This is a genomic window from Pseudomonas entomophila (assembly GCF_029478665.1).
GTDB classification, from domain to species: domain Bacteria; phylum Pseudomonadota; class Gammaproteobacteria; order Pseudomonadales; family Pseudomonadaceae; genus Aquipseudomonas; species Aquipseudomonas entomophila_F.
Genome location: NZ_JARPQB010000042.1, coordinates 1 through 21,049, shown reverse-complemented (window position 1 = coordinate 21,049; position 21,049 = coordinate 1). Strand labels below are relative to the sequence as shown.

Genomic DNA, 21,049 nt, shown 5'->3' with positions numbered 1-21,049 from the left:
CAGAGGATGCACGCGTTCATGTAGGAGCCAGCCTTGCTGGCGAACAGGCTTCACAAGTTTTCCCGCAACATCCCCGATCCCTTCCTAGACTTGTAAGTCTCCAAGAGAACTGGTCCAGGAAGAGATCGTCGCCATGTCCCAGTCGCCATCCCTGAGTCAACTGCAAGAGCCCAACCCTTTCCTGCGTCGCCACCTGGGCCCCGACGGCCCGGAGCAGCAGGCCATGCTCGAGGCACTGGGTGTGGCCAGCCGCGATGAGCTGATCGAACAGACGGTGCCGCCCGGCATTCGCCTCAACCGTCCTCTCGACCTGCCGCCAGCCCTCGACGAACAGGCCGCACTCGACAAGCTCGCCAGCTACGCCGCGCAGAACCAGCTGTGGACCAGCCTGATCGGCATGGGCTACCACGCCACCGTCACCCCCACGGTCATCCTGCGCAATGTGCTGGAGAACCCGGGCTGGTACACCGCCTACACGCCGTATCAACCGGAGATCGCCCAAGGGCGCCTGGAGGCGTTGCTGAATTTCCAGCAAATGGTCATCGACTTGACCGGCCTGGCCCTGGCCAATGCCTCGTTGCTCGACGAGGCCACCGCCGCCGCCGAAGCCATGGCCCTGGCCAAGCGTGTGGCGCGCAGCAAGAGCAACGCCTTCTTCGCCGACGAGCATTGCCATCCACAGACGCTGTCGGTACTCAAGACCCGCGCCGAGGGCTTCGGCTTCGAACTGATCATCGATTCTGTGGATAACCTGGCCAAGCACAAGGTATTCGGGGCCTTGCTGCAGTACCCGGACAGCCATGGCGAAGTGCGTGACCTGCGCCCCCTCATCGACCAGTTGCACGGCCAGCAGGCGTTGGCTTGCGTGGCCGCGGACATCCTCAGCCTGGTGGTGCTCACGCCACCGGGCGAGCTGGGGGCGGACGTGGTGCTCGGTTCGACCCAGCGCTTCGGCGTGCCCATGGGCTACGGCGGGCCCCATGCGGCCTATTTCGCCTGCCGCGACGACTTCAAGCGGGCCATGCCCGGGCGCATCATCGGTGTGTCCCGCGATGCCCGTGGCAACACCGCGCTGCGCATGGCCCTGCAGACCCGCGAGCAACATATCCGCCGCGAGAAGGCCAACTCCAACATCTGCACGGCGCAGGTGCTATTGGCCAACATTGCCGGCTTCTACGCCGTCTACCACGGCCCCGAAGGCCTGCAGCGCATCGCCCAGCGCGTGCACCGGCTGACCTTCATCCTCGCCGCCGGGCTCGAGGCCAAGGGCATCAAACGCCTCAACCAGCACTTCTTCGACACCCTCACGCTGGACGTCGGTGGCACCCAGGCAGCGATCATCAGCAGCGCCGAGGATGCGCGCATCAACCTGCGCATCCTCGGGCGCGGGCACCTGGGGGTCAGCCTGGACGAAACCTGTGACGAAGCGACGGTGTACAAGCTGTTCGACATTTTCCTGGGGGTCGACCACGGGCTGGATATCGCCGAGCTGGACCAGAAGGCGCTGCCCGAAGGCATCCCCGGGGCGCTGGTACGGCGCACGCCTATCCTGCAGCACCCGGTATTCAACCTGCACCACAGCGAAACCGAGATGCTGCGTTATCTCAAGCAACTGGAGAACAAGGACCTGGCGCTGAACCAGTCGATGATCCCTCTGGGCTCCTGCACCATGAAGCTCAATGCCACCAGCGAGATGATCCCCATCACCTGGCCGGCATTCTCCCAACCACACCCGTTCGCCCCGCTCACCCAGATGCAGGGCTACAAGGCGATGATCGACGAGCTGGAAAGCTGGCTGTGCGCGATCACCGGGTTCGACGCCATCTGCATGCAGCCCAACTCCGGCGCCCAGGGCGAGTATGCCGGGCTGATGGCCATTACCCGTTATCACCGCAGCCGCCATCAGCCCAGGCGCACCCTGTGCCTGATCCCGTCGTCGGCCCATGGCACCAACCCGGCATCGGCGCAGATGGCGGGGATGGACGTGGTGATCGTCGAGTGCGACGAGCAGGGCAACATCGATTTCGAAGACCTCAAGGCCAAGGCGCACGCGGCCGGTGATCGGCTGTCCTGCCTGATGGTCACCTATCCGTCGACCCACGGCGTCTACGAAGAGGGCATCCGCGAGATCTGCGAGGTGGTGCATCAGCACGGCGGCCAGGTGTACATGGATGGCGCCAACCTCAACGCCCAGGTTGGCCTGACGCGGCCTGCCGACATCGGTGCCGACGTGTCGCACATGAACCTGCACAAGACCTTCTGCATCCCCCACGGCGGTGGTGGCCCGGGCATGGGGCCGATCGGCATCCGTGCCCACCTCAAGCCGTTCGTCGCCAGCCACCCGGTGGTGCCGGTGCCTGGCCTTGACCCGAACATGACGGCGGTCAGCGCCGCGCCCTGGGGCAGTGCCAGTATCCTGCCGATCAGCTGGATGTACATCGCCATGATGGGGCCGCAACTGGCCGACGCCAGCGAAGTGGCGATCCTCTCGGCCAACTACCTGGCCAGCCAGCTGCGCGATGCCTTCCCGGTGCTCTACCGTGGGCGCAACGAGCGTGTGGCCCACGAGTGCATCCTTGACCTGCGCCCGCTCAAGGCGCTGACCGGCATCAGCGAGGAGGATGTGGCCAAGCGCCTGATGGACTATGGCTTCCATGCGCCGACCATGTCGTTCCCGGTGCCGGGCACGCTGATGGTCGAGCCCACCGAGAGCGAGTCGAAGGCGGAGCTGGATCGGTTCGTCGAGGCGATGCTGGCGATTCGCGCGGAAATCGGTCAAGTACAGGAAGGCAGCTGGCCGGCCGAGGACAACCCGCTCAAGCATGCCCCGCACACCCTGGCCGATGTGCTGGCGCCGTGGGACCGGCCCTACAGCATTGAGCAAGGCGTCGCCCCAAGCGCTCACGCGCGCCAGCACAAGTACTGGCCGGCGGTGAACCGGGTCGACAACGTGTATGGGGACAGGAATCTGTTCTGTGCGTGTGTGCCGGTGGAGGCGTATCGCTAATCAGGTGGGCTGTTCGTTGTAGGAGCGGCTTCAGCCGCGATGCGGATATCGCGGTGCATGGCACCCGCTTTGCGGGTGGTCGCGGCTGAAGCCGCTCCTACAGGGCGAAGGGGTTACTCGGCGACGGCGTTCTTGGCCAGGATCGCGTTGGCCAGTTCCATGTCGCTGGCCTGGACGCCCGGGTTGTCCGCGCGCACCTGGCGCATCGCGGCTTCCAGGTATGGCCCACGGATCGCGCCCTCGCTGGCGACGAAGCTGCCGGCGTCGTCCTGGGCGGCGACGATCAGCTTGTGATCCTTGAAGGTCAGGTAGGTCGAGGCGGTGGTGGCGCCGGAGGAAATGACGTTACGCCAGAACGTATCGGCCATGGCGGAGCCAATGGGCAGCGAGAACAGGACGGTGGCTGCGATGGCTGTTTTGAAACGCATGTTGAATCACCTCGGGGGATGAGGGCGGTTGAGATGCCGGTTTGATCCACTGACCCTGCGCCAAGTTCCCGGCTACACAGGAGATTTCTTGGTTATCCACAGACGCGCAGTACCTCTTCCTGGCTGGTCAGGCCGCGCTCGATCTTGTCCTGTGCACAGCGCCGCAGGTCGCGCATGCCGTCGGCAACGGCTTGCTGGTGCAGCGCGGCAATGTCGGTGGACGGGGTGATCCATTCGCGCAGGCGCGGGCTGACAGACAGCAACTCGAACAGCCCGGTGCGCCCGTGGTAACCCGTGCCACGGCATTGCTGGCAGGCCTTTGCGTCGTGGTTGCCGTGGCAGGCGGGGCACAGGGTGCGCACCAGGCGCTGGGCCAGGACGCCGCTCAAGGTGGCCTTGATCAGGTAGTCGGCGACCCCTAGTTCCTGCAGGCGGGTGATCGCCCCGCAGGCATCGTTGGTGTGCAGGGTCGAGAGCACCAGGTGGCCGGTCAGCGCCGCCTGCACGGCTACCTGGGCGGTCTCCGTATCGCGGATCTCGCCGATCATGATGATGTCCGGGTCCTGGCGCAGCAGGGCGCGCACGCCATTGGCGAAACCCAGGTCGAGCGCGGGCTGGACTTGAAGCTGGTTGATCGTCGGCTCCAGGCGCTCGATGGGGTCTTCGATGCTGCACAGGTTCACTTGCGGGGTGGCCAGGCGCCTGAGGCTGGCGTAGAGGGTGCTGGTCTTACCCGAACCGGTGGGGCCGGTTACCAGGAGGATGCCCCGGCGTTGGCGCAGCAGCGCTTGCCATTGCTCCAGCATCGGGCCGTCGAGGCCCAGGCTTTCGAGGTTTTCGTGCAACTGTTGTGGATCGAACAGGCGCAGCACCAGCTTTTCGCCGAACGGCGTCGGTAGGGTCGAAAGGCGCAGCTCGGCCTCGGCGCCGCCTGGCAAGCGGCTCTTCAGGCGGCCATCCTGCGGGCGGCGCTTTTCCGCGACGTTCATCCGCCCCAAATGCTTGAGACGGCTGACCATGGCCAAGGTGACGCTGGCCGGGAAGCTGCAGACCTGATGCAGCAGGCCGTCGATGCGCAGACGCAGGTGGCCCTGCTCGCGGCGGGGCTCCAGGTGGATATCGCTGGCCCGTTGCTCGATGGCGTACTGCAGCATCCAGTCGACGATATGCACGATGTGGGCATCATCGGCACTGGCCTGGGGCTGGTTGGCGCCCACTTCGAGCAGTTGCTCCAGCTCACCCAGGCCCGGCGAGGGCTGGTCGCCGGCACCGCGCACGGAGTGGGCCAGGCCAAAGAACGTCGGGCTCAGTTGGCGGATCTGCCTGGGGCTGGCCAGCACGCGGCACACCGTCTTGCCCAAGCTGAGCGCCAGCTCGGCCTCCCATTCACGCAGGTAGGGCTGGGCGGTGGCCACCGTGATGGTGCCAGCGTCCACCGCGATGGGCAGTATGCCGTGGCGCTGGGCGAACCCGGCGGACATCAGGCCGGCCACCCGGGCCAGGTCGACCTGCAGGGGGTCGATGTGCAGGAACGGCAGGCCAACCTGGTCCGCCAGCCAGTGGCACAGCATGTTCAGGTCAAGCGGCTGGCCGGGGTGCAGCGGATCGGCCAGGCCGAGCGCGGCGATCCGCTCCAGAGGATGGTCGGTGGGGTTTGCCTTGGCCCGTTCGAGCACCTCCAGCGCGTCGCCGGCAGTGAGCCGGTGTTCGGCCAGCAGGGCGTCGAGCAGGCGGTTGAGGTCGAGGTCTTGGGTAGCGTGGGTGAGCATGGTGGCGTCCCTGCCGGGCGAACGGTGGCCTGGGCAAGGCTAGCCGGGGGCGATCACGGCTGCGCCGGCAAAGGGTTTCGGGATCTTGCGCACGTCACTCAGCGCGTGACGACTTCGGCCAGTGGAGGTTGGTTTTCCAGGCTGACATCACTGACGCAAACCAGGTTGCGCAACTTTTGCGCGATCACTTCGGCACGGTGCCAGCTCAGGCCACCGATGCCAATCTGCATGTCCAGCAGGTCGTCGCGCTGGCTGACCTGCACGCTGTGCGGGGTGAGGAACTGCAGGGCGAACAGGTTGAGCACGCGGCACAGGCTGTCCGGCTCGGCTTCAGCCTGCAGGCGATAGCGCACGGTGCTGTGGGCGGCGTTGGCGGCCCAGGCGTCGGCGCGAGGGGAGGTCAGGGGGCGTTCGAGTGCGTTCATGCCGGGTCTCCGCGAAAGTGGGGAAATTCTTGCACGGGGGGCGGGGCATTTTTTCGCTATGATTTATTCAATTTGCCGCTTGGTCGAATAGTTCAATTTCATATTTAGCTGAATAAGGAATCAATTATGCAAAGCGAACTGGACGCCTATGATCGGCGCATTCTCGAATTGCTGCAGGAGGATGCTTCGCTATCCAGCGCGCAGATCGCCGAGCGCGTCGGGTTGTCGCAATCGCCTTGCTGGCGGCGTATCCAGCGCTTGAAGGAAGAGGGTGTGATCCGTGGCCAGGTGACCTTGCTGGATCGCAAGAAGGTGGGCTTGAACACGCAGATCTTCGCCGAGGTGAAGCTCAATGCCCATGGGCGCTCGAATTTCGCCGAGTTCACCGAAGCGATCCGTGGGTTTCCCGAGGTGCTGGAGTGCTACGTGCTGATGGGGGCGGTGGACTTTCTGTTGCGGATCGTCACGTCGGACATCGAGGCGTACGAACGCTTCTTCTTCGAGAAACTGTCGAACGTGCCCGGGATCCAGGAAGTGAACTCGATCGTGGCACTGTCGGAGATCAAGAGCACCACCAGCTTGCCGCTGGGGCGCTGAGCAGCGGTTCGCCGGCAAGCCGGCTCCTACACCGTCTGGATTGTCCCCACGAATCCATGGGGGCAATCCACCGTCTGTAGGAGCCGGCTTGCCGGCGAAGGTGCCTCAAGCCTTGAGCAAGTATTTCCAGGCGCGGTTCTGCTCGATGGCGCGGGCCTGCTCGATGCGGGCCTCCAGCAGTTCGTCCTTGTGCTCGTCCAGCAACGGCTGTTCGGCCAGTTCGTGCAGCTTGTTCAGCTCACCGTAGAGGCGGTCCAGCTGCGGCAGGTCCAGCACCTGGCGCGCATGGTGCAGCCAGGCCTGCACGCACTCGATGCGCGGCAGCTGTTCGGCCAGGTCTTCCGGGCGCTGCACGTACAGCGGCAGCTTCAGCGCCCGGGCTTCCTCGCCCAGTTGGTGTTGCAGCCAGCTGGCCAGTTGGGCCTTGCCCTGGCGTTCGCCACGGCCCTTGCGCTCGGCGGTCCAGGCGCGGGTGTTCAGCCAGTTGGCAGTCTCCAGGGAGAACTGGCCCCAGCGCACATCTTCAAGCTCTTCGGCGAATTGCTCGGGCGCGGCGCGGCGAATGTCTTCGTCGTCGTTGCCGGCCTGAACCAGCGGGCGCCAGTCTTCCAGCAGCGCGTCGAGGCTACTGCGCAGGGCGCGGGTGGTCGGGCGTGGCGCGGCTTGGCCGAGGCTGCCGGCGAGCGCGCGCAGTTCGGCCAGGCAGCGCACCCAGTCCTGCAGCAGGCGCCAGTGGCCGTTGTGGCGGAACTGCTCGGCCAGGCGCTGGCTGCTGCCCAGCAGTTGCCAGGCCAGGGCGGTGAAGGCGTCATCCAGTGGCGTTTCGGCGTCCAGTTCGGTGTGCGGCAGATCCAGCTCGTAGCTGTCCGGGTCGAGCAGGCGATAGCCGCGCTCGGCCTTGCTGATGTCGCAGGGCATCAGCGGCAGCGCGGCGGCCAGCTCGGCGGCCAGTTCCAGCAGCACTTCCGGCGCGCCTTCGCGCAGCTCCAGCTCCAGCTCGCAGATTTCTTCCTTGCGCTTGCCGGCGATCACGAAGCCTCGGTCCAGCGCGGCTTCGATCACCACCTTGGCCTTGCCACGGCCCCAGGCGATTTCAGCGTACTCGCGGGTGAAGTCGGTGGTGAACAGCGGCTTGATGGTCTTCTTGTCGAGATCGGCCAGTTGCTCGGGCCAGCAGGTGGCGTCGAGCTTCTTCAGGTCGAGCTTGACCTTGTCCAGGTGCCATTCGTACTCGTTGCGCTCGGACAGGCCGGCCACGCTCTGGCCCCGGCACTTGAGGGTCTGGATGATGACCTCGCCGTCGCGGCGCAGGCGCAGGGCGACGCGGGCGGCGGAGAGCTCGCGCTCCGGAGTGTCGAAGTACTGGTTGAGCAGCTCGCGGGTCTGCCAGCCGGACTTGTTGCGCTTCTTCAGCAGCGGGTGCTCGCGCAAGGCGTCAAGGGTCTCGCGGCTGGCGCGGAGTTTGAGTTCGGTTTCTTTGTGCATCGCGGGCTCGGGAAGGAGGGGCGTCGTTGGCGAGCAGTCTACAGGAGTCGGCTGTGCCCTGCCGGATTTGGGGCCGCTTTGCGGCCCATCGCGGGTAAACCCGCTCTTGCAGGGATTGCATGGCCCCCGGCAATCGCTTGCTCTGCGCGGGGATGGCGTTGTTATGATGAGCGTCGATGCCGTCGAGGAGTCCGCGCATGCCGTTGCCGTCGCTGAAAGACCAGTTCGCCGCCCTGATCGCCGCCCCTTCGGTCAGTTGCACCCAGCCCGCGCTGGACCAGACCAACCGCCCGGTCATCGACCTGCTGGCCGGTTGGCTGGGCGACCTTGGCTTCACCTGCGAGATCCAGCAGGTCAGCCCCGGCAAGTTCAACCTGCTGGCCAGCCGCGGCACCGGCCCGGGCGGCCTGGTGCTGGCCGGGCACAGCGACACCGTGCCCTACGACCCTCAGCTGTGGAGCAGCGACCCGCTCAAGCTGACCGAGGTCGATGGCCGCTGGGTCGGGCTGGGCAGTTGCGACATGAAAGGCTTCTTCGCCCTGGTCATCGACGCCGTGATCCCGCTGCTCGAACACGACTTCAAGCAACCGCTGCTGATCCTCGCCACCTGTGACGAGGAAAGCTCCATGTCCGGCGCGCGGGCCCTGGCCGAAGCCGGTCAGCCGCTCGGGCGGGCGGCGGTGATCGGCGAGCCGACTGGGCTCAAGCCGATCCGCATGCACAAGGGCATCCTCATGGACCGCATCGATATCCTCGGGCGCAGTGGCCATTCGTCGGATCCGAGCCTGGGTCGCAGCGCCATGGAAGCGATGCATGCGGTGATGGGCGAGTTGATGGAGCTGCGTCGCGGCTGGCAGGAGAAATACCGCAACCCGCAGTTCAGCGTGCCTACCCCCACCCTGAATTTCGGTTGCATCCACGGTGGCGACAACCCCAATCGCATCTGCGGCCAGTGCGCCCTGGAGTTCGACCTGCGCCCGCTGCCGGGCATGGATGTCGAGCCGCTGCGCGCCGCCATTCGCGCCAAGTTGGAACCGCTGGCGGAGCGTCACGAGGTGCGTATCGACTACGCGCCGCTGTTCCCTGAAGTGCCGCCGTTCGAGCAGGACGCCGACAGCGAACTGGTGCGGCTGGCCGAGCGCCTGACCGGCCATCGCGCCGAAGCAGTGGCCTTTGGCACCGAAGCGCCTTATCTTCAGCAGCTTGGCTGCCAGACTATCGTGCTCGGCCCAGGCGACATCGCCTGCGCCCACCAGCCTGGCGAGTACCTTGAAATGTCACGCATCGAGCCTACCGTGCGTCTATTGCGTGACCTGATCCGGCACTATTGCCTGAGCTAAACGTCCATTGAGCTGATTCGTTCCTGCCTAGAGGAGACCGCGCGTGACCGCAAGCCTGTTCCGACGATGACTTTCGAACGTTGTGCGCCTTTTCGTTCTCCGTTCACTTATCCACAGGCCTTGTCATGCCCGACTACGTCAACTGGCTGCGCCATGCTTCTCCCTACATCAACGCCCACCGCGACTGCACCTTTGTGGTCATGCTCCCGGGTGATGGTGTCGAACATCCAAACTTCGGCAATATCGTCCACGACCTGGTGCTGCTGCACAGCCTTGGCGTGCGCCTGGTGCTGGTGCACGGCTCGCGCCCGCAGATCGAAAGCCGCCTGGCGGCTCGCGGCCTGACCCCGCATTACCACCGCGGCATGCGCATCACCGATGCGGCAACCCTGGACTGCGTGATCGATGCGGTCGGCGCCCTGCGCCTGGCCATCGAGGCACGCCTGTCGATGGACATGGCGGCCTCGCCGATGCAGGGCTCGCGCTTGCGCGTGGCCTCCGGCAACCTGGTTACCGCGCGGCCGATCGGCGTGCTGGAAGGGGTCGATTACCACCACACCGGCGAAGTGCGCCGGGTCGACCGCAAAGGTATCAACCGCCTGCTCGACGAGCGTTCCATCGTACTGCTGTCGCCGTTGGGCTACTCGCCCACCGGTGAGATCTTCAATCTCGCCTGCGAGGACGTTGCCACCCGCGCCGCCATCGAGCTGGGTGCCGACAAGCTGCTGCTGTTCGGTGCCGAGCGCGGGCTGCTGGACGAACAGGGCCAACTGGTGCGCGAACTGCGTCCGCAGCAGGTGGCGCCGCATTTGCTGCGCCTGGGCAGCGATTACCAGGGCGAGTTGCTCGATGCCGCCGCCGAGGCCTGCAAGGGCGGCGTGGCGCGCAGCCATATCGTCAGCTATGCCGAGGATGGCGCGTTGCTGACCGAGCTGTTCACCCGTGGCGGTGGCGGCACGCTGGTGTCCCAGGAACAGTTCGAAGTGGTGCGCGAGGCAACCATCGACGACGTCGGTGGCTTGCTGGACCTGATCAGCCCGTTGGAAGAGCAGGGCATCCTGGTGCGCCGTTCGCGCGAGGTGCTGGAGCGGGAAATCGAGCAGTTCAGCGTGGTCGAGCGCGAAGGCATGATCATCGCCTGTGCGGCGTTGTATCCGATTGCCGATTCAGAGACGGGGGAGCTGGCGTGCCTGGCGGTGAACCCGGAGTACCGGCATGGCGGGCGTGGCGACGAGCTGCTCGAGCGCATCGAGACGCGGGCGCGGGCGTTGGGGCTGAACACCTTGTTCGTGCTGACGACCCGTACCGCGCACTGGTTCCGTGAGCGTGGCTTCTCGCCAAGCGAGGTGGAGCGACTGCCGGCAGCGCGAGCGTCGCTGTACAACTACCAGCGCAATTCGAAAATCTTCGAGAAGCCTCTGTAAACACGCTCGCAGGTTTGCGCCGTCCCTGTAGGAGCGGCCTTGTGCCGCGAAAGGGCCGCGCAGCGGCCCCGGCAATTTCTGGTTGACGCACAAATCCTGGGAGCGCTTCGCACCCCTTTCGCGGCACAAGGCCGCTCCTACACCGGAATTGAGTGTGTCTGGAGGCTAAAGAAAAACGCCGCCCCTGGGGGCGGCGTTTTCGTTCACACGGTATGCAGGTACCAGTTGTACTCGAGGTCGGAGATCGAGTGCTCGAACTCCTCCAGCTCGCTTTCCTTGCACGCGACGAAGATGTCGATGTACTTCGGATCGATGTACTTGTTGAGGATCTCGCTGTCGTCCAGCTCGCGCAGGGCATCGCGCAAGTTGTTCGGCAGGCTCTGCTCCAACTGCTCGTACGAGTTGCCTTCGATGGGTTCACCTGGCTCGACCTTGTTGGTCAGGCCATGGTGCACACCGGCCAGCACGGCCGCCATCATCAGGTACGGGTTGGCGTCGGCGCCGGCCACGCGGTGCTCGATGCGCACGGCGTCCGGCGAACCGGTCGGGACGCGCAGGGCGACGGTGCGGTTGTCCAGGCCCCAGCTCGGTGCGTTTGGTACATAGAACTGCGCGCCGAAACGGCGGTACGAGTTGACGTTCGGGCAGAGGAACGCCATCGAAGCGGGCAGGGTCTCGAGCACACCGCCGACAGCGTGACGTAGCGCGGCGTTCTGCTCGGGATCCTCGCTGGTGAAGATGTTGTTGCCATCTTTGTCCAGCACGGAGATGTGTACATGCAGGCCGTTGCCTGCCTGGCCCGGGTAGGGCTTGGCCATGAAGGTGGTGTCCATTTCATGGTCGTAGGCGATGTTCTTGATCAGGCGCTTGAGCAGTACCGCGTAGTCACAGGCCTTGAGCGGGTCGGCGACGTGGTGCAGGTTGACTTCGAACTGCGCCGGGGCGCTTTCCTTGACGATGGCGTCGGCGGGGATGCCTTGCTCCTTCGCACCTTCGAGGATGTCCTGCAGGCAGTCGGCGTATTCGTCGAGGTCGTCGATCAGGTAGACCTGGGTCGACTGTGGGCGCTTGCCCGAAATCGGCGAGCGCGGCGGCTGCGGACGGCCGTTCACGTTTTCCTGGTCGATCAGGTAGAACTCCAGCTCGAACGCGGCGCAGATGGTCAGGCCCATCTCGGTGAACTTGCTCACCACCTGGCGCAGTACTTCGCGCGGGTCGGCGAAGAACGGCTCGCCTTCGATTTCGTGCATGGTCATCAGCAGCTGCGCGGTCGGGCGCTTCTGCCAGGGTTCATTGGAGAGGGTGCCGGGGATGGGGTAGCAGATGCGGTCGGCATCGCCGATGTCCAGGCCAAGGCCAGTGCTTTCGACGGTCGAACCGTTGATATCCAGGGCGAAGAGGGAGGCGGGCAGGTTGATGCCTTTCTCGTAAACCTTGTGGAGGCTGGTGCGCTCGATGCGCTTGCCACGCACCACACCATTCATATCTGCAATCAGAAGGTCAACGTAGAGAACCTCAGGATGTTCCTTAAGGAACGCGTTCGCTTCGTTAAGCTGAACGGCACGCGGGGGTACCGACATGATGCAACACCTTTTTTGTTAAAAATATCAATCAAGGGGGGCTTGCAACCCCAGTCAATCGGAAAGACCAGGTTAAGTCAAGCCAACCCCATGATGCCCTTAAATGGCACATCTACGGCAGATTTGCTGCATGTCAGGGCGTGCCATTATCCGCTATTTTCGTCCTGAAGGGTTATCCCGAGCGGGGCGTGTTTTATTTTTTACGGAGAGGTTGTGAAAAAAAATGAACGAGGATAAGCTCGGTCACAACCCAGAACACAATAATACGAGGGTCACATGGTCCGCCTGTCGAGACCTGTCAGCGCCGCATGCACGGTGCGTTCAGGCACATCTCCCGGTTACCGTCCGATCATTGCGCGGCTGCATCAATGGGCTGTCGCACTGGCCGCAATAATTGACGGTTCGCACAAAAAAACCATACCTCGTAACGTTTTACCGCACGTCTTCCTTTCTATCTGCCCTTCGCTTCCATCGCGGACACGCTCTTATGCAGTGTATCCACTGCTGCCCTGCGCGGGGGGTTTTGCTTTAGCCATGCACAGCATCCAGAATCAAGGCGCGGGCCTGTCCAGGCCCCTCGGCGCCGTGCGCGCCGACTTTGACCGACGCCAGGCGTCAGTGGCGGCCGGCATCCATCGTCCGGGCCACATTACCTCCTGAGGTATTTATGAGTAACAACCTCGACCAGCTCACCGATTGGTTGAAAGAGCACAAGATCACCGAAGTGGAATGCCTGATCAGTGACCTGACCGGCATCACCCGCGGCAAGATCTCGCCAACCAACAAGTTCATCGCCGAGAAGGGCATGCGCCTGCCCGAAAGCGTGCTGCTGCAGACCGTGACCGGCGACTACGTCGACGACGACATCTATTACGACCTGCTCGACCCGGCCGACATCGACATGATCTGCCGCCCCGACGAGAAGGCAGTGTTCCTGGTGCCATGGGCCATCGAACCGACCGCCCAGGTGATCCACGACACCTACGACAAGAAGGGCAATCCGGTCGAGCTGTCGCCGCGCAATGTGCTCAAGCGCGTCCTCAAGCTTTACTCCGACAAGGGCTGGCAGCCGATCGTCGCGCCGGAGATGGAGTTCTACCTGACCAAGCGCAGCGAAGACCCGGACTTCCCGTTGCAGCCGCCCGTGGGCCGCTCCGGCCGCCCGGAAACCGGCCGCCAGTCGTTCTCCATCGAAGCCGCCAACGAATTCGACCCGCTGTTCGAGGACGTCTACGACTGGTGCGAACTGCAGCAACTGGACCTCGACACGCTGATCCACGAAGACGGCACGGCGCAGATGGAGATCAACTTCCGTCACGGCGACGCGCTGCACCTGGCCGACCAGATCCTGGTGTTCAAGCGCACCATGCGCGAGGCGGCGCTCAAGCACAACGTGGCCGCCACCTTCATGGCCAAGCCCATGACCGGCGAGCCGGGCAGCGCCATGCACCTGCACCAGAGCGTGGTCGACATGGCCACCGGCAAGAACATCTTCTCCAACGCCGACGGCAGCATGAGCGAGCTGTTCCTGAATCACATCGGCGGCTTGCAGAAATTCATTCCCGAGGCGTTGCCGCTGTTCGCGCCCAACGTCAATTCGTTCCGCCGCTTCCTGCCCGACACCTCGGCGCCGGTGAACGTCGAGTGGGGCGAGGAGAACCGCACCGTCGGCCTGCGCGTGCCGGATGCCGGCCCGCAAAACCGCCGGGTCGAGAACCGCCTGCCGGGCGCCGACGCCAACCCCTACCTGGCCATCGCCGCCAGCCTGCTGTGCGGCTACATCGGCATGGTCGAAGGCATCGAGGCCAGCGCGCCAGTGCAGGGCCGAGGCTACGAACGCCGCAACCTGCGCCTGCCGCTGACCATCGAGGATGCCCTCGAGCGCATGGAGAACAGCCAGGCGCTGGTGCAGTACCTGGGCAAGAAATTCATCACTGGCTACGTCGCCACCAAGCGCGCCGAGCATGAGAACTTCAAGCGTGTCATCAGCTCCTGGGAGCGTGAGTTCCTGCTGTTTGCTGTGTGATCAACCCTGAGGCCGCCTGGGGGCGGCCACCGGACCATGGAGAAGCACATGAGCGTCAACAACCCGCAAACCCGTGAATGGCAGGCCCTGAGCGGCGAGCACCACCTTGCACCCTTCAGCGACTACAAGCAGCTGAAGGAGAAGGGGCCGCGCATCATCACCAAGGCGCAGGGTGTGCATTTGTGGGACAGCGAGGGGCACAAGATCCTCGACGGCATGGCCGGCCTGTGGTGCGTGGCGGTGGGCTACGGCCGTGAAGAGCTGGTGCAGGCGGCAGAAAAGCAGATGCGCGAACTGCCGTACTACAACCTGTTCTTCCAGACCGCCCACCCGCCGGCGCTGGAGCTGGCCAAGGCGATCACCGACGTGGCGCCCGCGGGCATGACCCATGTGTTCTTCACCGGCTCCGGCTCCGAAGGCAACGACACCGTGCTGCGCATGGTCCGCCACTACTGGGCGCTCAAGGGCAAGCCGCACAAGCAGACCATCATCGGCCGCATCAACGGTTACCACGGCTCCACCGTGGCCGGTGCCAGCCTCGGCGGCATGAGCGGCATGCACGAGCAGGGCGGCCTGCCGATCCCGGGCATCGTGCATATCCCGCAGCCGTACTGGTTCGGTGAAGGTGGCGACATGACCCCGGACGCATTCGGCGTGTGGGCCGCCGAACAACTGGAGAAGAAGATTCTCGAAGTCGGCGAGGACAACGTCGCCGCCTTCATCGCCGAGCCGATCCAGGGCGCGGGCGGGGTGATCATCCCGCCGGACACCTACTGGCCGAAGGTCAAGGAGATCCTCGCCAAGTACGACATCCTGTTCGTCGCCGACGAAGTGATCTGCGGCTTCGGCCGCACCGGCGAGTGGTTCGGCTCCGACTACTACGACCTTGCGCCCGACCTGATGACCATCGCCAAGGGCCTGACCTCCGGTTACATCCCCATGGGCGGTGTGATCGTGCGTGACAGCGTGGCCCAGGTACTCAGCGAAGGCGGCGATTTCAACCACGGCTTCACCTACTCCGGGCACCCGGTGGCGGCGGCGGTGGGCCTGGAAAACCTGCGCATCCTGCGTGACGAGAAGATCGTCGAGCGCGCCCGCACGGAAACGGCACCGTATTTGCAGAAACGTCTGCGTGAGCTGCAGGACCACCCGCTGGTGGGCGAGGTGCGCGGCCTGGGCCTGCTGGGGGCGATCGAGCTGGTCAAGGACAAGGCGACCCGCAGCCGTTACGAAGGCAAGGGCGTGGGCATGATCTGCCGCACCCACTGCTTCGAGAACGGCCTGGTGATGCGCGCGGTGGGCGACACCATGATCATCGCGCCGCCGTTGGTGATCAGCCGCGACGAGATCGACGAACTGGTGGAAAAGGCGCGCAAGTGCCTGGATTTGACGTACGAAGCGATCAAGTGACGGTCTGCTAGGCTGGCGAGGTGACATTAAGTCGTTACAGGGCCCTGCTTCGGTTGAAACGGCGCCTTGTAACTTGCCAGACTAACGGCTGTTTCAGTCGCCCAGCGCGCGTCCCGTGGTACCTGGCTGCTGAACAGATGGCTTGATAATAAATTCTGGAGCATTACGCATGAAGAAATTGGGCAAGACGCTGCTGGCCGCCGCCCTGATGGGTGCCATGGCGACCGCTGTTCAGGCTGATGACAAGGTGCTGCACGTCTACAACTGGTCGGACTACATCGCCCCGGACACCGTGGCCAACTTCGAGAAGCAGACCGGCATCAAGGTGGTCTACGACGTCTTCGACAGCAACGAGACCCTCGAAGCCAAGCTGCTGGCGGGCAAGTCGGGCTACGACATCGTCGTGCCGTCCAACAACTTCCTGGCCAAGCAGATCAAGGCCGGCGTCTATCAGGAGCTGGACCGCTCCAAGCTGCCCAACTGGAAGAACCTCGACCCGGCGCTGCTCAAGGCCGTCGGTGATGCCAGCGACCCGGGCAACAAGTTCGCCTTCCCGTACATGTGGGGCTCGATCGGCATCGGCTACAACCCGGAGAAGGTCAAGGCCGCGCTGGGCGTGGACAAGATCGATTCGTGGGACGCCGTGTTCAAGCCTGAGAACATCGCCAAGCTCAAGAGCTGCGGCGTGAGCTTCCTCGATGCCCCGACCGAAATGATCCCGGCCGCGCTGCACTACCTGGGCCTGCCGAGCGACAGCACCAAGAAGGAAGACCTGAAGGCCGCCGAAGACCTGTTCCTGAAGATCCGCCCTTCGATCACCTACTTCCACTCCTCCAAGTACATCTCGGACCTGGCCAACGGCAACATCTGCGTGGCCGTGGGTTACTCGGGTGACCTGGAGCAGTCCAAGGCCCGTGCCCACGAGGCCGGCGACAAGGTCAAGCTGAGCTACACCATTCCGAAGGAAGGCGCCGGTACCTTCTACGACATGGTCGCCATTCCGAAGGACGCCGAGAACGTCGAGGCCGCCTACAAGTTCATGGACTTCCTGCTGCAGCCGGAAGTGATGGCCGGCATCACCAATGCCGTGCGCTTCCCGAACGGCAACAAGGCCGCCACCCCGCTGGTGGACAAAGAGATCACCAGCGATCCGGCGATCTACCCGTCCGATGACGTGAAGGCCAAGCTGTACGCCATCAAGGCACCGGAGAAGACCGCCCAGCGCGAGATCACCCGCAGCTGGACCAAGATCAAGTCGGGCAAGTAAGCCTGATGCAAGGCCCTCTGGGCCGGGGTTTCCCGGCCCAGAGGCAGGTTAAGGCAAATAAGTTTGCGGCATCCACGCCGTGAAGGTAAGTTGCGCGCCGGTTTTGCGTGTGCGGCCGAGTTTTTCCGCCACTTGAGGCACTGATTGTGAGGACCACCCACTTGTCCATTTCTGTATTTCGCAAGGCCTTGATGGCTGGAGCGGGTCTGACGCTGGCTTGCAGCGTCCAAGCGGCGCCCACGGTGCACATCTACAACTGGTCCGACTATGTCGGCCCCAATACCCTTGCCGAGTTCCAGAAGGACACCGGCATCACCCCGAAATATGACGTCTTCGACAGCAACGAGACGCTGGAAGGCAAGTTGCTGGCCGGGCGTACCGGCTACGACGTGGTCGTGCCGTCCAACCATTTCCTCGGCAAGCAGATCAAGGCGGGCGCGTTCCAGAAGCTCGACCGTGACCTGCTGCCCAACTACGCGAACCTCGACCCGGCGCTGATGAAGCGCCTGGAGAAGAACGACCCGGGCAACCAGTACGCCGTCCCCTACCTGTGGGGCACCAATGGTATTGGCTACAACGTCGACAAGGTCAAGGCGGCGCTGGGCACCGACAAGATCGACTCCTGGGCGGTGCTGTTCGAACCCGAGAACATGAAGAAGCTCGCCAAGTGCGGCGTGGCCTTCCTCGACTCGGCCGACGAGATGCTCCCTGCGGTGCTCAACTACATGGGGCTGGACCCCAACAGCAGCAACCCGAAGGATTACCAGAAGGCGGAAGAGAAACTGCTGGCCGTGCGCCCGTACGTGACCTACTTCCACTCCTCGAAATACATCACCGATCTCGCCAACGGCGATATCTGCGTGGCCGCCGGCTTCTCCGGCGACGTGTTCCAGGCCAAGGCCCGCGCTGAGGAAGCGAAGAAGGGCGTGAAACTGGCCTACGCCATCCCGAAGGAAGGCGGCAACCTCTGGTTCGATGTGCTGGCGATTCCCAAGGATGCCAGCAACGTCAAGGAGGCCCATGCCTTCATCAACTATTTGCTGAAACCTGAGGTGATCGCCCAGGTCAGTGATTACGTCGGTTACGCCAACCCGAACCCCAAGGCTGGCGACCTGATGGACCAGGCCGTGAGGACTGACGCCGCGGTTTACCCACCGCAGGAAGTGCTGGACAAGATGTTCGTCAATTCTGAGTTGCCACCCAAGGTGCAACGTTTGATGACCCGCAGCTGGACCAAGGTCAAGTCGGGCAAGTAACAATCCAGGCCCGCCAGCGCAGCGGCGGGCACATAAATCTTGTTGGGAGTTTCACTCATGGCAGTTGCCTCCGGTGCCTATAAGAAAGCCCTCGAGGGTGGCCAGCAACCCAAGCAGGTGCTGGTCAAAATCGACCGGGTCACGAAAAAGTTCGACGAAACGGTAGCCGTGGACGATGTGTCCCTGGAAATCCGCAAGGGCGAGATCTTCGCCCTGCTGGGCGGCTCCGGTTCCGGCAAGTCCACCTTGCTGCGCATGCTGGCCGGCTTCGAGCGCCCGACCGAAGGGCGGATCTTCCTCGATGGCGTCGACATCACCGACATGCCGCCCTACGAGCGGCCGATCAACATGATGTTCCAGTCCTACGCGCTGTTCCCGCACATGACCGTGGCGCAGAACATCGCCTTCGGCCTGCAGCAGGACAAGATGCCCAAGGCCGAGATCGACGCCCGCGTGGCCGAGATGCTCAAGCTGGTGCACATGACCCAGTACGCCAAGCGCAAGCCGCACCAGCTGTCCGGTGGCCAGCGTCAGCGCGTGGCCCTGGCCCGTTCGCTGGCCAAGCGCCCCAAGCTGCTGCTGCTCGACGAACCCATGGGCGCGCTGGACAAGAAGCTGCGTTCGCAGATGCAACTGGAGCTGGTGGAGATCATCGAGCGCGTGGGCGTGACCTGCGTGATGGTGACCCACGACCAGGAAGAGGCCATGACCATGGCCCAGCGCATCGCCATCATGCACCTGGGCTGGATCGCCCAGATCGGCAGCCCGATCGACGTCTACGAGACCCCGACCAGCCGCCTGGTCTGCGAGTTCATCGGTAACGTCAACCTGTTCGACGGTGAAGTGGTCGACGACGCCGAAGGCCACGCGATCATTGCCAGCCCGGAACTGGAGCGCAAGATCTACGTCGGCCACGGTGTCACCACCTCGGTCGAGGACAAGCACATCACCTACGCCCTGCGCCCGGAGAAGCTGCTGGTCACCACCGAGCAGCCAACCTGCGAGCACAACTGGTCGCGCGGCAAGGTCCACGACATCGCCTACCTCGGTGGCCACTCGGTGTTCTACGTCGAACTGCCTGGCGGCAAGATCGTCCAGTCGTTCGTCGCCAACGCCGAGCGCCAGGGCACTCGCCCCACCTGGGATGACGAAGTCTACGTATGGTGGGAAGACGACAGCGGCGTGGTACTGCGCTCATGAAACCACGAAAGCTCAAACGAGCCCTCCAGCGCTTGATCCCCGAAGGGCGGCACATGGTGATCGGCGTGCCGTTCATCTGGCTGTTCCTGTTCTTCATGCTGCCGTTCTTCATCGTGTTGAAGATCAGCTTTGCCGAAGCCGACGTGGCGATCCCGCCGTACACCGAGATCTACACGTATCTGGAAGGCAAGGTGCAGCTGGTGCTGAACCTGGCCAACTACGGCCTGCTCACCGAGGATGAGCTGTACATTGCGGCTTACCTCGGGTCGTTGAAGGTCGCCCTGTTCAGCACCTTGCTGTGCCTGCTGATCGGCTACCCGATGGCCTACGCCATCTCCAAGGCCAGGAAGGAGTCGCAGACCGTCCTGCTGCTGCTGATCATGATGCCGACCTGGACCGCGATCCTGATCCGCGTCTACGCCTGGATGGGCATCCTCAGCAACAACGGGCTGCTCAACAGCTTCCTGCTGTGGCTGGGGCTGATCGACCAGCCGTTGCAGATCCTCAACACCAACCTGGCGGTGTATATCGGCGTGGTCTACTCGTACCTGCCGTTCATGATCCTGCCGTTGTACGCCAACCTGGTGAAGCACGACGAGAGCCTGCTCGAGGCCGCATCCGACCTGGGCTCAAGCACCTTCAATAGCTTCTGGAAGATCACCGTGCCGCTGTCGAAGAACGGCATCATCGCCGGCTGCATGCTGGTGTTCATCCCGGTGGTGGGCGAGTTCGTCATCCCTGAACTGCTCGGCGGCCCGGAAACCCTGATGATCGGTAAAGTGCTGTGGCAGGAATTCTTCAACAACCGTGACTGGCCGGTGGCATCCGCGCTGGCGGTGGTGATGCTGGCGATCCTGATCGTGCCGATCCTGCTGTTCAACCGTAGCCAGGCCAAAGAGATGGAGGGCCGCGCATGAAACGCTTCAGTTTCTCCAAGCTGATGCTGGTGCTCGGCTTGCTGTTCATCTACCTGCCGATGCTGATCCTGGTGATCTACTCGTTCAACGCCTCGAAGCTGGTGACGGTGTGGGGCGGCTGGTCGGTGAAGTGGTACGTCGGCCTGCTCGACAACACCCAGCTGATGGGCTCGGTGATGCGCTCGCTGGAGATCGCCTGCTACACGGCGGTCGCCGCGGTGGCGCTGGGCACCCTGGCGGCCTTCGTGCTGACCCGGGTCACCCGCTTCAAGGGCCGCACCCTGTTCGGTGGCCTGGTCACCGCGCCGCTGGTGATGCCCGAGGTGATCACCGGTCTGTCGCTGCTGCTGCTGTTCGTGGCCATGGCGCAGATGATCGGCTGGCCCCAGGAGCGTGGCATCGTCACCATCTGGATCGCCCACACCACGTTCTGCGCCGCCTATGTGGCGGTGGTGGTGTCGGCGCGCCTGCGCGAGCTGGACCTGTCCATCGAAGAAGCGGCCATGGACCTGGGCGCCAAGCCGTGGAAGGTGTTCTTCCTGATCACCATCCCGATGATCGCGCCGTCGCTGGCGGCGGGCGGCATGATGTCGTTCGCCCTGTCGCTGGATGACCTGGTGCTGGCCAGCTTCGTGTCCGGCCCGGGCTCGACCACGCTGCCGATGGAAGTGTTCTCGGCCGTGCGCCTGGGCGTGAAGCCGGAGATCAACGCCGTGGCCAGCCTGATCCTGCTGTCGGTGTCGCTGGTGACCTTCCTGGTCTGGTACTTCAGCCGTCAAGCTGAAGAACGCCGCCGCCGGGCGATCCAGCAGGCCATCGAGGAAGGCGCCGCGGCGAACGTCTCGCAGCCGCAGGTTCGTCGCCCGGCCCAGGCTACCGCGCAAGCCTGAGCCAGGTGATCACCGTAGGAGCCGGCCT

At 64.0% G+C, this 21,049-nt stretch carries 16 protein-coding genes; 11 read left to right on the top strand and 5 right to left on the bottom strand.

The window, feature by feature from the left end; translation table 11 throughout:
- Positions 1–133: 133 nt before the first annotated feature.
- Entirely contained in the window at positions 134–3,007 is a 2,874-nt protein-coding gene (gene gcvP / locus P5705_RS19680; protein WP_277462625.1) for an aminomethyl-transferring glycine dehydrogenase, read from the top strand.
- A gap of 113 nt (positions 3,008–3,120) precedes the next feature.
- On the opposite strand, the gene P5705_RS19675 is transcribed toward gcvP, so the two are convergent.
- The 3 genes from P5705_RS19675 to P5705_RS19665 all read right to left on the bottom strand — a co-directional run bounded on the left by P5705_RS19675 (position 3,121) and on the right by P5705_RS19665 (position 5,629).
- Positions 3,121–3,435: a DUF2388 domain-containing protein gene (locus P5705_RS19675; RefSeq protein ID WP_011536284.1), complete on the bottom strand. Its 315-nt coding sequence runs from the start codon at positions 3,433–3,435 to the stop codon at positions 3,121–3,123.
- A 92-nt stretch (positions 3,436–3,527) separates the two neighbouring features.
- Positions 3,528–5,204 carry a GspE/PulE family protein gene (locus tag P5705_RS19670; RefSeq protein ID WP_277462624.1) on the bottom strand — a complete coding sequence of 559 codons (1,677 nt, stop codon included), beginning with the start codon at positions 5,202–5,204 and terminating at the stop codon, positions 3,528–3,530.
- A 98-nt stretch (positions 5,205–5,302) separates the two neighbouring features.
- The gene (locus P5705_RS19665; protein WP_277462623.1) at positions 5,303–5,629 is read right to left on the bottom strand and encodes a hypothetical protein; all 327 of its coding nucleotides are present in this window, start codon (positions 5,627–5,629) and stop codon (positions 5,303–5,305) included.
- Positions 5,630–5,755: 126 nt separating this feature from the next.
- Between P5705_RS19665 and P5705_RS19660 the strand changes: the two genes are divergently transcribed.
- Positions 5,756–6,226 (top strand): Lrp/AsnC family transcriptional regulator, encoded by a 471-nt coding sequence (locus P5705_RS19660; protein ID WP_011536281.1) that lies wholly within the window; start codon positions 5,756–5,758, stop codon positions 6,224–6,226.
- A 105-nt stretch (positions 6,227–6,331) separates the two neighbouring features.
- On the opposite strand, the gene P5705_RS19655 is transcribed toward P5705_RS19660, so the two are convergent.
- Positions 6,332–7,711, bottom strand: coding sequence for an inorganic triphosphatase (locus tag P5705_RS19655; RefSeq protein ID WP_277462622.1), 1,380 nt, complete (start codon positions 7,709–7,711; stop codon positions 6,332–6,334).
- 197 nt (positions 7,712–7,908) lie between these two features.
- Between P5705_RS19655 and argE the strand changes: the two genes are divergently transcribed.
- Both argE and argA read left to right on the top strand, forming a co-directional pair.
- A complete protein-coding gene (gene argE, locus P5705_RS19650; RefSeq protein ID WP_277462621.1) occupies positions 7,909–9,051 on the top strand; it encodes an acetylornithine deacetylase in 1,143 nt (380 codons plus the stop codon).
- A 125-nt stretch (positions 9,052–9,176) separates the two neighbouring features.
- Positions 9,177–10,475 carry an amino-acid N-acetyltransferase gene (gene argA / locus P5705_RS19645; protein WP_277462620.1) on the top strand — a complete coding sequence of 433 codons (1,299 nt, stop codon included), beginning with the start codon at positions 9,177–9,179 and terminating at the stop codon, positions 10,473–10,475.
- A 203-nt stretch (positions 10,476–10,678) separates the two neighbouring features.
- On the opposite strand, the gene P5705_RS19640 is transcribed toward argA, so the two are convergent.
- Positions 10,679–12,055: a glutamine synthetase family protein gene (locus tag P5705_RS19640; RefSeq protein WP_217867911.1), complete on the bottom strand. Its 1,377-nt coding sequence runs from the start codon at positions 12,053–12,055 to the stop codon at positions 10,679–10,681.
- Between the two features lie 667 nt (positions 12,056–12,722).
- Between P5705_RS19640 and P5705_RS19635 the strand changes: the two genes are divergently transcribed.
- The 7 genes from P5705_RS19635 to P5705_RS19605 all read left to right on the top strand — a co-directional run bounded on the left by P5705_RS19635 (position 12,723) and on the right by P5705_RS19605 (position 21,021).
- On the top strand, positions 12,723–14,081 hold the full coding sequence (locus P5705_RS19635) for a glutamine synthetase family protein (protein ID WP_277462619.1): 1,359 nt from the start codon (positions 12,723–12,725) through the stop codon (positions 14,079–14,081).
- Positions 14,082–14,129: 48 nt separating this feature from the next.
- Positions 14,130–15,491, top strand: coding sequence for an aspartate aminotransferase family protein (locus P5705_RS19630; protein WP_277462618.1), 1,362 nt, complete (start codon positions 14,130–14,132; stop codon positions 15,489–15,491).
- Positions 15,492–15,660: 169 nt separating this feature from the next.
- Entirely contained in the window at positions 15,661–16,758 is a 1,098-nt protein-coding gene (locus P5705_RS19625) for a polyamine ABC transporter substrate-binding protein (RefSeq protein ID WP_084941111.1), read from the top strand.
- Between the two features lie 161 nt (positions 16,759–16,919).
- Positions 16,920–18,014, top strand: coding sequence for a polyamine ABC transporter substrate-binding protein (locus P5705_RS19620; protein WP_277462617.1), 1,095 nt, complete (start codon positions 16,920–16,922; stop codon positions 18,012–18,014).
- 57 nt (positions 18,015–18,071) lie between these two features.
- Positions 18,072–19,214 (top strand): ABC transporter ATP-binding protein, encoded by a 1,143-nt coding sequence (locus P5705_RS19615; protein WP_240065479.1) that lies wholly within the window; start codon positions 18,072–18,074, stop codon positions 19,212–19,214.
- A 35-nt stretch (positions 19,215–19,249) separates the two neighbouring features.
- Complete coding sequence (locus tag P5705_RS19610) at positions 19,250–20,131, top strand: ABC transporter permease subunit (protein WP_277462673.1); 882 nt, start codon at positions 19,250–19,252, stop codon at positions 20,129–20,131.
- Positions 20,128–21,021, top strand: coding sequence for an ABC transporter permease subunit (locus P5705_RS19605; RefSeq protein ID WP_028688537.1), 894 nt, complete (start codon positions 20,128–20,130; stop codon positions 21,019–21,021). Before P5705_RS19610 ends, P5705_RS19605 begins: the two co-directional genes overlap by 4 nt.
- Positions 21,022–21,049 lie beyond the last annotated feature (28 nt).